Source organism: Cupriavidus sp. SK-3 (assembly GCF_000611145.1).
Taxonomy (GTDB): Bacteria; Pseudomonadota; Gammaproteobacteria; order Burkholderiales; family Burkholderiaceae; genus Cupriavidus.
On the sequence record NZ_JFJV02000178.1, the window covers coordinates 24,436 to 36,371 of the forward strand.

Sequence of the window (11,936 nt, forward strand, 5' to 3'; positions counted from 1 at the left end):
CTCGGCTAAGGTGCGAACAGATCCAACCCCGCCAGGGCCAGTGCGCCGCTCAGCGCAATTGCGGCCGTAGAATCCACGAGAATTAGGATTGCGCCCGACAGCCAGCAGGCGAAGGTGAAACCAATTGCTGCTTTCATCGTGACACCTGACTCGTAGATGGGCTGCGGCGAGCCAAGCCGGCCCGCAAACTGAATGACTGCCTCAACGAAAGCGCCGAATGCATCTTCCCCAAGGAGGCATCACTAGCATCGAGCCTTGACCCTGTGCCTGGCACCCACCGACGCTGCCAGCCAGATGCCGAGCAGGACGGCAACGAAACTGACAACAAGGCGCGTACTCACCGGTTCCTGCAGGAACAGAACGCCGCCGAGCGCCGCAACGGGCGGCACCAGTAGTTGGATGGCGGCCGCGGACATTGCCGACAATTTTCGGATTACCGACCCCCACACGACAAAGCCGATAGCAGATGTCACGGCGCCTGACGCCACAGCGAGGGCAACTCCGGCTACGCTCGCATGGGCATCGCCGTTAAGCATCCAACCGAGGACGATGCAGATCGGGGTCGCGCGCAGGAAGTTTCCTGCCGTTGCCGAGAGTGGACTTGCGGATCGCCTACCTCGCAAGGTATAGATCCCCCATGCCACGCCTGCCCCAACCATCATAAGCAAGCCGGAGACTCGCGGAACGCCGACGCCGGGTGTGGTCAGGTATAACAGTCCGGCAATAGCCAGGAGATAGCCAATCAGCGCCACGCGGTGGAAGCGTTCTCCTTTGAGGAGGCAGGTAACAAATATCGTCAGTTGTACCGTCCCGAACAACACGAGCGCACCGGAACTGACGCCGAGGGATAGATACGACAATGAGAACAGGATCACGAAAATCCCCAGCGCCGTAGCCGAGATCCAGTCAGGGTCAGGACTGGGCTGCGGAGCATACTCCGGTCTCAGCTTCGTCACGACCAGTAACGTCGCGCCTCCGGCCAGCAGCCGGATATCGGAGAACGTCGCTGCGTCGATGCAGTAGTTGAACAGTGCGACGCGGCACAGTAGTGCGTTCGAGGCAAATGCAGCGATCGCAATCGCGCCCTGCAGGGCACAAGTCGGCGTGATTGCACTCGCGTCTGCGGGAGCCAGATAGGCATTCATCGCCCTTCCTTTCTTTAGCGTCGCAAGCCTTTGGCGGGCGCATTGTGCGACGCCCCTTGCGTCTGCTGGAGAGTAGGTGGTTCGATGACGCCCGAAAATAACCTGAATAGGTGACCGCGGGCTGGCGCCTGCGAAAGGATCAGGACGGCATCCCGCCATCCGGCACTTCACGCTGGACTGACGCAACGTCCGATCGTCGCTGTAGAGGTTGATACGCGTTGAACCGGTGACCTACCAGTTGCTTGTCTTCGGCTCGGTGTTATCTGAAATTAACCCGTGCATGTCCGCTCATGGCTGGCCTCGGCTTTCGATCTACCTGGGAAGGCGCTTGCCGGCACCAGCGGCGACCGCGTGCAGATTTCCCTTGTTGGAAAAGCCATCACGCACGCGACCGTGCGCGAAGCTTCGTGATGCCGGCCCTTATCTCGGATTGCCCGCCTGTTGTCAGGCAATTTCACTGGCAGCTTCGCCAGCCAGCGCGACTTCCGTTTCGTCGGTCACCGTGCTTTTCGCTATCGCGTTGTCGTCTTCGGAAACCATGTCGCCCAGACCGATGACGACCGTGATATTCGGCGTCCAGTTCTTGCGGTCGGTGCTGACCTCGGCAAACGTGGTCACCGTTGCGGTGTAGCCCTGCGTTCTAAGGTCGTCGGCTAGCCGTTGCGCGCGCGGTTCCAGCGCTGCTTGCGGATTGTCTTCGTTGATGTCGAGTACCAGTCTGGTCTCGAATTCTTCCTTGCCCCTCTGGATTGCCGTTTGCATTGCCTTGAGTTGCTTGTTCGCGAGCGCGACGAGCTTGCTGTACCTGGATTCTTCCTGGCTGGCGCGCAGTGCCTTGGCGGCGTTGATGATTTCGGTGCGGTCCACGAACATGATTGCCTTTCGAGGTGTGGGGGGGGAGAAAGCGCAGGCGCCGCACGGGCTTGACTCCAGGAGCCAGCTTTTCCGGGATGCGACGACAACTGTATAAATATACAGTGTTCGCCGGCTAACCGGCAAGGAGTACAGGGTGAAATTCCCTGACAGCAGAAGATCTGGCGAATCGCGCTATGGTTGCCGCGTCTTGACTAAAAGCGGCGCTGCTCCGAAGTGATTGAGTCCCGCACATGGTGGGAGCGCACGATACCTCTCCTGGCTCCGGCTGAGGCTGGGTAGCCCGATGCAGGCCGATGTGCAAGGTCCGCCGCGAGCAACCGGCTGCTCAAGTCCAAACGTCACGAAGACTAAGTTGAGAGGAGCCGACAGGCGCCTGCGACCCTTCTCAGCCATTCGCCAACTTAGGATTGAACGGCCGGGTTGGCCGATTCACTGTCATTCATGCCGGCCAGTAGCTACGTCCGCTTCCGGGCCAGTTTGAGTCACCCTTCGGACCGTTTTCGGCCCTGAAGGCAAGACTGATTGGGCTAGCGCCGGCGAACATTCCGGTACAGGGATCTTGGCTCGCTCGTGTCATTGGGCCACTTCAGCGCCGTGAGAAGCCTGATGGGCGGACTGGTCGGTGGCTCGCTGTTTATCGAAGGCCTCCTCGCCCGCCTCATATACACGCCTCTCTACCGCATGCACGTGATGAAACTTCACGGCCTGCTTCAGATGACTCTGGATACCGCCGCTCACTGGTTGCGAAGCAGGACCAATCCCCGGATCAAGCTGCAATAATATGCAGGTACTTGAGCCATCGCGTGCCGCATCCAGATGGGCGACCTGCCGACCGAGCGCAATCCCATCGTCGTGTGGCACCACTCTCGCTACGCCGTAGCGCTCGGCTCAGGTGTTTGCTCGCTCAAGGATTTGAAGCGCGCGGCCAATTCCTGGCGCAGGTGTCTGCGTACCTCGGCCGCCGCATGGCGGCGCCGCTCTTCAGGTGTGAAGGGTCGTAGCGGCGGCACTGCTACGGGCTTGCGGGCATCATCCACCGCCACCATGGAGAAGAAGCAACTGTTGGCGTGGCGAACGGTCTGGGTACGAATGTTCTGCGCCATCACCTTGATGCCAATCTCCATGGACGATCGCCCGGTGTGATTGACCGCAGCCAGAAAGGTCACCAGCTCGCCCACATGGATGGGTTTGCGGAAGACCACCTGGTCGACACTAAGTGTCACCACATAGCGTCCGGCATAGCGGCTGGCGCAGGCATAGGCCACCTGATCCAGCAGCTTGAGGATGGTGCCTCCATGAACATTGCCGCTGAAGTTCGCCATGTCGGGCGTCATCAGCACTGTCATGTTGAGTTGGTGGGCGGGCAGGTCCATGAGGATGTTCTCCGTCAGGATTGATGGGGAGCGCCTCGACGTACCGTGCATACATTGGGCGCCCCTGTGTTTAGAACTTGTGTCGCATTCCCAGCAGCACACCCGTCTGGTTCGAGCCGGGCTGCACGGTGTTTCCCGTACCCACCGCCAGGCTCGACCCGTTCCGGTTCAAGGCGTATGCGCCTGTTAGGTAAATGTCAGTGCGCTTCGACAGCGCGTAGTCCGCAAGCGCGATAAACAGCCACGGGTCCTGATTACTGTTCCGGTTGTTGCTGTAGTACGCCGATCCGGTCAGCGAGAATGTGGGCGTGAGCGCGTAGGCCGCTTGCAGCCAGTACATGTCGGTACGCAAGGTCGACGTGAGCGCGGTACTGCCGTTGGCTCCGCCGTACTCCGACCGCCCCCAACGGTAGCCCGCCACTAGCTTGAGTGCGCCGAAAGTCGACGCGGTGCCGACCGCAAGATTCTTGTTGGCGAGACCTTGCGACGCAGCAGTGGATCCCTGCGTCTGGTCATAGGCCGCAGCGACGCCGAATGTTCCGGTGCTGTATGCAAGCTGCCCGCCAAGCTGCTGCCCCGCGCGGAACGCGCCAGGCACTTCACCGCCGAATCCGGTGTCCCAGCCAGTGCTGTAGCTGGTTTCCACGGTCAAGCCGCCGAAATTGGCAAGGTATTTCAGCGAGTTGTCGATGCGCTGCGAGAACACCGGGTCCATCGACGTAATCGAGTACCGTGCCGACACGCCAAGAAGGTCGTAAGTCTTGGCGAAGTCATAGATCGGTGCGTCCTGCCGGCCGAGGGTCAGGCTGCCGTACGGCCCTTGCATCCCCACATACGCGCTTCGGCCGAACAGGCGCTGCGTGCTGCCGGTACCATTTGCCAGCGTACCCGTATCCAAATTGGTGCCGTTCTCCAGGAGCGCGACGGCTTTCCAGCCGGCGCCAAGATCCTCCAGCACGCGAATCCCGAAACGCGAGCCCGACTGGTTTCCAGGCTGCATGCGGACGACGGAATGGCCGCCGTCGGCGGTGCGCACGTTGTTGGCGTACTCGACACCGACGTCGGCCACGCCATACAGCGTGACGCTGGTCTGGGCGCAGGCCAGCCCGGTGGCGAAGGGCAGCGAAAGGACGGCAAGCTTGGCTCGGTTCATGTTTCTCCGTGTTTTCTCTTGGATGAGCGCAACCTGGCGCCACAATGGCGCCTGCGGGCTGCTTGATGAAACGGGGGAGTGCCGGTGCGTGGCTTGATGCGCCGCCGGCAAGGGATCAGGACGTCTGACCGGAGGCCTTGGAAAGTTCATCCGACCGCTGGGTCTCAGCGATCCGGATGAACACAGTCATCAGGAAGGACACCACCAGAAGCGCGGCGAGGAAGATCAGGCCGGTGGTGGCGGAGTGGCTCTGTCCCTTGATGTAGCCGATGGCGAACGGCCCGACGAAGCCGCCCAGATTGCCAATGGAGTTGATGACGGCAATCGACACGGCGGCGGTCGAGCGTGTCAGAAACAGCGTCGGCAGCGCCCAGAACGGCGACTTGAACGCATAGAGGCCAGCCAGGCTCACACTGATCAGCGTGATGGCGATATATGGATCGGACAGCAGGCCGGCGCCGAGCAGCGCGACCGCGGCCACCGCGAGCGGGATCGCCGAGTGTAGACGGCGCTCGTTGCGGCGGTCGGAATTGCGCGACCAGAAGATCATGACGATGGTCGCGAACAGGTACGGCAGCATGGCGATCAGGCCGACCTGCGTATGCGTCAGGCTGGCGGAAAAGCCCTTGATGATCTGCGGCATCCAATAACCCACGCCCAAGCTGCCGCACTGGTACACGAAGTAGATGAACGACAGGTACAGCACCTTCGGATTGCGCATCACCTTGAGAGTTCCCAGGTGCGCCGCGTTCGGGCGTGCCTGGCGGTCGCGTTCCAGTTCCTCCGTGATCCAGGCCTTTTCCGCCTCCGTCAGCCACTTCGCATCCTTCGGCCGGTCGGTCAGGTATAGGTAGCACAGAATGCCGCCGACCACGGCGGGCGCGCCTTCGAGCAGCAGCATCCAGCGCCAGCCACTCCACTGCAGCCAGTGGATGTTGTCCATGATCCATGTGCTCATTGGCGCGCCAATGATGTACGACACCGGGATCGCCGCCGTGAATAGCGCCACGGTGGTCGCCAGTTCCTTCGCCCGGAACCAGTAGGTCAGGTAGACGATGATGCCGGGAAAGAATCCCGCCTCCGCCACGCCGAGCAGGAAGCGCAGCACATAGAGCTGGGTTGGCGTCTGCACGAACGCCGTGGCGACCGACACTGCGCCCCACGTCAGCAGGATCCGCGCGATCCACCGCCGTGCGCCGAACTTGTTCAGCATCACGTTGCTCGGCACTTCGAACAGGAAGTAGCCGATGAAGAAGATGCCCGACACGAAGCCGAACGCCTCGCTGGAGAGCGCCAGGTCCTTGTTCATCTGGAGCGCCGCGTAGCCGATGTTGGCGCGGTCCAGGTACGAGATGATGTAGAGGACGAAGACGAATGGGATGATGTGCCAGGTGATCTTCCGGACCGTGGCCGCTTCGTTGAGGGGAGTCGTATCTTGCATGGCGATTGGCCCGGCGCTACCCGGTGCGTGAGGGGTTACGCGAGACGTTGCGGGGAAGGAGTGCGACGTGGTCATGCCTGCTGCCGCGAGAAGATCATGCAGACGGGGCTGCCTGATTGCGCGCTGAAGCTGGTCGGTTGCAGCCGGCCGCTGGCGTGGTCGATGCGCATGACGACGATCGAATCACTGTCCTCGTTCAGCACGTACATGAAGCGGCCGTCCGGCGTCGCGGCGAAAAAGCGCGGCGTGCGGCCCTGCGAGGATTCAGCGCCGAGGAAGCGCAGGTGGCCGGACTTCGCGTCGACCTGGAAGATGGCGATGGAGTCGTGCCCTCGGTTCGAGGCGTAGACGTAGTGGCCGCTGGCGTCCACCTCGATCTCCGAGGCGCGACTGTTTCCAGTGAAGGTGTCGGGCAGGCTCGACAAGACCTGAAGTGGGGTCAAGGCGCCGGTTCTGGCGTCGTAACCGTAGGCGGTGACGGTCGAGTCGAGTTCGTTGACGACGTAGGCAGAGCGTCCGCCCGGATGGAAGGCGATGTGGCGCGGGCCAGCGCCTTCGCGCGAGACCACGAAGCTCGGCGAGGCCGGCGACAGCTTGCCGTCGGCGAAGCGGAAGGTGAAGGTCCGGTCGAGCCCCTTGTCCGGCACGATCACGAACTGGCCGCTCGGGTCGAACGGGTTGAAGTGCGGCTTGGCTTGCTTCTGCTCGACGCGGTGCGGGCCGATCGGCCCGTCCAGCTTGACGAGTTGCGACAACTCGCCCAGCGAACCGTCTGCATTTAGCGGCAACACCGCCAGGCTTGCGCCGATGTGGTTCGAGACGACGATGTGTCGGCCGGTCGGATCGATGGCGAGGTGGACGGGGTTCTTGCCCTGCGTGCTCTGGCTGTTGATGAACTCGAGCTTGCCGCTCGCCTTGTCGACCGCGAAGGCGCTAATGTCGCTCAGGTCGCCGTGGACGGTGTAGAGGCGGTTGCCCGCGCGGTTCATGGCGAGGAAGGACGGATTGACCAGGTCCTTCACCAGTTGCGTCATCTGGAGCGCGCCGGTCGCGGTATCGACGCGGTACACGCTGATACCGTCGCCGCGGGCATTGCGTTCACGCGTGGTGCGCGAGCCTACGTATGCGTACATCGTTGTTCCTTGTGTGCTGGAGGGGGAGGTGGCGAGGGCGTCCTGTCGGGCGGCCTGCGCGTCGCGGGCGGCACCCATGCCGAGCAGGGAGGCGGCCGCAGCCGAGGCGCCGCCCTGCAATAGCCGGCGACGCGCGGGGTCGGGAAGCAGTGACTCGTCTCGATCAGAGGTGAGGTGCACGGCGTGTCTCCTGTTTTTCGCGGGATTCGGGTTTTCACTTGATTGCATTTTTACGCATTAATATGCAAAATGCAGTCATGGAAAACACCTACCGCCCCCTCGAAGGCCAGTTTCGTGCTGGCGACGTCACTTACCGTTTCGTGGATCTGCCGGGCGTGCTCGGCGACACGCTGCGACGGCTGCCCGTCGTCTTGCGCCTGCTCCTCGAGAACGTAGCCCGCAACATGGAAGGCGACGAGCGCGACGCCGCCATCGCAGCCATCGTCCGCTGGCTGGACCACGGCACGAGCGAGGACGAGATCGCCTTCCAGCCCGGCCGCGTGCTGATGCACGACACGACGAGCACGCCCGCGTTGGTTGATATCGCCGCCATGCGCGATGCGCTCGCCGAGGCGGGGGCCGATCCCGACGCGCTCAACCCGGTGCTGCCGGTGGACTCGTCGGTCGACCATTCGCTGGCGGTCGAATACTTCGCTCGGCCCGACGCCGCCGGCCTGAACCTCGATCTGGAAACCCGGCGCAACGCGGAGCGCTACAGCTTCCTGCGCTGGGCATCGAAGGCGCTGCGGGGCGTGCGCATCCATCCGCCGGGCACGGGGATCATGCACACCATCAACCTGGAGCAACTGGCGACGGTGGTGACGACCGTGCAACGGGGCGGCGAGACATGGGCCGTGCCCGACACGCTGATCGGCACCGACAGCCACACGCCGATGATCAACGGGATCGGCGTGCTGGGCTGGGGCGTGGGCGGACTGGAAGCCCAGACGGTGATGTTCGGCATGCCGGTGATGCAACGCATCCCCGACGTGATCGGCGTGCGCCTGACGGGCGCACTGCCCGCCGGGACGCTGGCCACTGACCTCGCCCTGACTGTGACGCAGCGTCTGCGGGCGATCGGCGTATCGGGCGAGTTCGTCGAATTCTTCGGGCCGGGCGTGTCGACACTGTCGGCCGGCGACCGGTCGGTGGTCGCCAACATGGCTCCCGAATACGGTGCGACGACGGGCTTCTTTGCCATCGACGTCCGCACGCTGGACTACCTGTGCACGACAGGGCGTGACGAAGCGGCCATCCGGTTGGTGGAAGCCTACGCCCACCGCGCTGGCCTCTGGTTCGAGCCGGACGCCGAACCGCGCTACACACGCGTGCTCCATATCGAACTGGACAAGGTGGGCCTGCACGTGGCCGGTCCGCGTCGCCCCCAGGACCTGCTGCCCTACACGGACACCGGCGCGGCACTCGCCGCCATCCCGTTCACGCCGGCGACAGGCGACAACATCCCGCGCCACCCGGTCGCCATCGCCGCCATCACGAGTTGCACGAACACCTCTGATCCGGCGCTGCTGGTCGCAGCAGGACTGGTCGCCCGCAAGGCTAGAACGTTGGGCCTGAAGGTCCCTGCCGGGATCAAGACCTCGCTCGCACCCGGATCGCCCGCCGCTGCGCGCTACCTCGAACGCGCCGGCCTGGTCGACGATTTGTCGGCAATTGGCTTCGATATCGTCGGTTTCGGCTGCAGCACCTGTATTGGCAACTCGGGGCCGCTGACCGAGCCGGTCCGCCAGATGATCGCCGACGGCTCCGCGCAACCGGTTGCCATCCTGTCGGGCAACCGCAACTTCCCGGGCCGCGTCCATCCGGACCTGAGCCTCGGGTTCATCATGTCGCCACCGCTGGTGGTGGCCTTCGCGCTGGCCGGTGACGCCGCGCGCAACCTCGGCACGGAGCCGGTGCAGATCGCGCCGGACGGCACCCCGGTCCATCTGCGAGACCTGTGGCCAACGCGGGAGGAAGTCGCAGGACTGGTGGCCGCCGGCGCCGAACCATCCGACTACCGCCAGGCCTTCGCCATGGCGTCGCAGAATCCCGCTTGGGCCGAGCTCCCGTCCGCGACGACGCCGTGCTACCCGTGGGACGAGACGTCAACCGCCCTGCGCCGGCCGCCGTTCGCCTCGCTTGATCAGGGCACGCAGCTTGGTGACTTTTCCGCCTATCCGCTGCTGGTCCTGGGCGACGACGTCACCACGGATCACATCTCCCCGGCCAGCGCCATCCCGAAGGACAGTTTCGTCGCCGACTTTCTCGTCAGCCGGGGCGACGACCGCGACGACCTCAACGTCTTTGCGTCCCGACGCGGCAACTGGGAAGTGATGATGCGCGCCGCCTTCTATAACAGGACACTTGTCAACCTGCTGAAGCCGGATGTGCCGACGGCGCATACGATCCACGTGCCCAGCGGCGAAGTGCGACCGGTCTTCGAGGTCGCGCAACGCTACCGGGACGAGGGTGACTCGGTGGTGTTGATCGCCGGCGCCCGTTACGGCACCGGCTCGTCGCGCGACTGGGCCGCCAAGGGCCAGCGACTGCTGGGAGTACGCGCGGTGATTGCGGTAAGCTTCGAGCGCATTCACCGTTCCAACCTGATTGGCATGGGCATCCTGCCGCTGCGGCTCCCCGACGGGGTGACGCCGCAGACGCTGGACATCCGGCCCGGCGACAAGGTATGCGTCGCCGCTTTGCCCGACACGCTGACACCCCGTTGCAAGGTGCCAGTGCGCATCGAGCGCCCGGACGGTTCGGTGGAAGCATTCGAAGCCACTGCCGCTGTGGAGACACGGCTCGAAGTCGAGCTGCTGCGGCGCGGGGGCGTGATTCCATCCATCCTACAGAAGACGCTGGCGGCGCAACCGAAGGCGACGGTCGCACCGTGACCGTGAGCGCGCGCGGCCGGCGGGTTGAAGACCTTATGAACCACGACCGATCCATTGCCACGCAGATCGTCGAACTGATCCAGTCCGAAGGGATGCCGGTCGGCGCCCACCTGCCGGCGCAGATGCTGGCCGACAAGCTGCGCGTGTCGCGCTCGCCCGTCAACGAAGCGCTGGTGCTGCTCCACGAGAAGGGCATCCTGACGCGCGAGCGCAATCGGGGCTTCTTCCTCGCTCAACCCGTGGCCGCGCCGGCTGGCGAACTCGCCACGCAACTGGGCCTGGCGGAGCCTGACCTGGCGGCCGCCGCCTATTTCCAGATCGCGGAAGACCTGCTGCAAGGCAAGCTGGAGACCGAGGTTTCCGAACAGTCGCTCAGGGCTCGCTACGGCCTGACGGCCACGCAGCTCAACACTGTCCTCAAGCGCATTGCGCAGGAAGGCTGGGCGGAGCGCAAGCCGGGTTATGGATGGGAATTCTCCTCGATGCTGACCACGCCGGATTCGCTGCTGCAGTCCTACCGACTGCGCCTCGCGCTGGAGCCGGCGGCCTTGCTGCAACCCGGCTACCGCATCGAGCGCAAGATCATCGAGCGGCTGCGCGCGGCGGAGAACCACTTGCTCGCCGGTGGCATCGAGACGGACACTGCCGACCAGCTCCATGATCGCGGGGTGCGTTTCCATGAGTCGCTGGTCGAGGGCTCTGGGAATCCGTTCTTCATCGACACCATCCGGCGCGTCAACCGCGTGCGCCGGCTGCTGTCCTATCGTTCAATGCGGCACCGCGAACGCTACGCCGAGCACGCAAAACAGCACTTGCACTTGCTTGACCTGCTGGCCCGGGAGCGCAACGACGAAGCTTCCGAAGCCATGCGCGAGCACCTCGAACACACGCTGACCGCGCTGGCGAAGATCAGCGAAATTCTTGAACCCTAGCCGTGACCCTCGCATGACCGTCGATAAAGACCTGCTCAATTCCTTCGCGCCAACCGGCGTGCTCCGCGCCTCGATCAATCTGGGCAACCCCATCCTTGCTGGACGCGCAGCCGATGGCTCTGCCTGCGGCGTTTCGGTCGACCTGGCCGGGGCGCTGGCGGAAAAGCTGGGCGTGCCACTGGAACTCGTCGTGGTTGATGCCGCCGGCAAGTCGGTCGATGTGGTGAGCAACGGGCAGGCTGACGTCGGCTTCTTCGCCATCGATCCAAAGCGCGGCGCAAGCATTGCCTTCACCGCGCCCTACGTGCTGATCGAGGGCTTTTATTTGGTGTCGTCGGATTCGTCCATCGTGACGAACGCCGACGTGGACCGGCCGGGCGTTCGCGTCGTGGTTGGCAAAGGCAGCGCCTATGACTTGTTCCTGACGCGCGAGTTGCAGCATGCGGAGATCATCCGTGCGCCGACATCGCCGACCGTCGTACGGACTTTTCTGGAGCAGGGCGCGGAAGTAGCCGCCGGGGTGAAGCAGCAACTTGAGGCGGACGCTGCGGGCAACGACAGTCTGCGTCTCCTGAGCGAGCGATTCATGGTCATCCGGCAGGCGATGGGTGTGCCGAAGGTGCGCGGAGAGCGGGCGGCGGCATTCCTTGCTGCGTTCGTCGAAGAGAGGAAAGCGACTGGCATGGTGGCTGATGCGTTAGGGCGCCACGGTATCCAGGGCGCTACGGTAGCGCCGCTCGAATAGACCAGCACCTCGCACAATCGCTGCGGTTGTGGCAACGGCGGCTGCGGACACACTGCCTCGGAAGTTGGATATACGCGACCGCATAGTTCGATGGGCCCGCAGGCGCCAGGGGACCGTTTCCGGGTCGATAGCAGCCGTAGCCAGTTCTTGAGGCGAATGACTGGAAATCGGGCAACTCGGTCGTCCGACGGTGTGAGGGCGGATGGCAGAGAATGTTAAGGATTGTTTGATGCCTGCCCTCGTC

10 protein-coding genes and 1 pseudogene are annotated in these 11,936 nt (G+C 63.8%); 4 read left to right on the forward strand and 7 right to left on the reverse strand.

The genetic code is table 11. The annotated features are described in order from the left end of the window. Positions 1 to 5 precede the first annotated feature (5 nt). The 3 genes from CF70_RS38605 to CF70_RS17450 all read right to left on the reverse strand — a co-directional run bounded on the left by CF70_RS38605 (position 6) and on the right by CF70_RS17450 (position 2,018). The gene (locus CF70_RS38605; RefSeq protein WP_011516621.1) at positions 6 to 137 is read right to left on the reverse strand and encodes a hypothetical protein; all 132 of its coding nucleotides are present in this window, start codon (positions 135 to 137) and stop codon (positions 6 to 8) included. A gap of 105 nt (positions 138 to 242) precedes the next feature. After that, positions 243 to 1,145, reverse strand: a complete 903-nt coding sequence (locus CF70_RS17445; RefSeq protein ID WP_035867198.1) for a DMT family transporter — start codon at positions 1,143 to 1,145, stop codon at positions 243 to 245. Between the two features lie 444 nt (positions 1,146 to 1,589). Continuing rightward, on the reverse strand, positions 1,590 to 2,018 hold the full coding sequence (locus CF70_RS17450; protein WP_035867200.1) for a hypothetical protein: 429 nt from the start codon (positions 2,016 to 2,018) through the stop codon (positions 1,590 to 1,592). 546 nt (positions 2,019 to 2,564) lie between these two features. On the opposite strand from CF70_RS17450, the pseudogene CF70_RS35015 reads away from it, so the two are divergent. Beyond that, a pseudogene (locus CF70_RS35015) lies at positions 2,565 to 2,801 on the forward strand (NAD(P)/FAD-dependent oxidoreductase); the annotation flags it as partial. An 89-nt stretch (positions 2,802 to 2,890) separates the two neighbouring features. Here the strand turns inward: CF70_RS35015 and CF70_RS17455 are convergent. The 4 genes from CF70_RS17455 to CF70_RS17470 all read right to left on the reverse strand — a co-directional run bounded on the left by CF70_RS17455 (position 2,891) and on the right by CF70_RS17470 (position 7,121). Continuing rightward, on the reverse strand, positions 2,891 to 3,394 hold the full coding sequence (locus tag CF70_RS17455; protein ID WP_035867203.1) for an acyl-CoA thioesterase: 504 nt from the start codon (positions 3,392 to 3,394) through the stop codon (positions 2,891 to 2,893). A gap of 70 nt (positions 3,395 to 3,464) precedes the next feature. Next, complete coding sequence (locus CF70_RS17460; RefSeq protein ID WP_035867206.1) at positions 3,465 to 4,547, reverse strand: porin; 1,083 nt, start codon at positions 4,545 to 4,547, stop codon at positions 3,465 to 3,467. 115 nt (positions 4,548 to 4,662) lie between these two features. Continuing rightward, a complete protein-coding gene (locus CF70_RS17465; RefSeq protein WP_035867208.1) occupies positions 4,663 to 5,988 on the reverse strand; it encodes an MFS transporter in 1,326 nt (441 codons plus the stop codon). 71 nt (positions 5,989 to 6,059) lie between these two features. Next, positions 6,060 to 7,121: a lactonase family protein gene (locus tag CF70_RS17470; protein ID WP_035867210.1), complete on the reverse strand. Its 1,062-nt coding sequence runs from the start codon at positions 7,119 to 7,121 to the stop codon at positions 6,060 to 6,062. Positions 7,122 to 7,378: 257 nt separating this feature from the next. Here CF70_RS17470 and acnA point away from each other — a divergent pair, with 257 nt between their 5' ends. From acnA to CF70_RS17485, 3 genes are read left to right on the forward strand one after another with little or no spacing between them, the layout of a single operon-like run. Then, a complete protein-coding gene (gene acnA / locus CF70_RS17475; RefSeq protein ID WP_035867212.1) occupies positions 7,379 to 10,015 on the forward strand; it encodes an aconitate hydratase AcnA in 2,637 nt (878 codons plus the stop codon). A gap of 35 nt (positions 10,016 to 10,050) precedes the next feature. Next, on the forward strand, positions 10,051 to 10,947 hold the full coding sequence (locus tag CF70_RS17480; RefSeq protein ID WP_035867214.1) for a GntR family transcriptional regulator: 897 nt from the start codon (positions 10,051 to 10,053) through the stop codon (positions 10,945 to 10,947). Between the two features lie 13 nt (positions 10,948 to 10,960). Continuing rightward, entirely contained in the window at positions 10,961 to 11,692 is a 732-nt protein-coding gene (locus CF70_RS17485) for an ABC transporter substrate-binding protein (protein ID WP_035867217.1), read from the forward strand. The last annotated feature ends 244 nt before the right edge of the window (positions 11,693 to 11,936 follow it).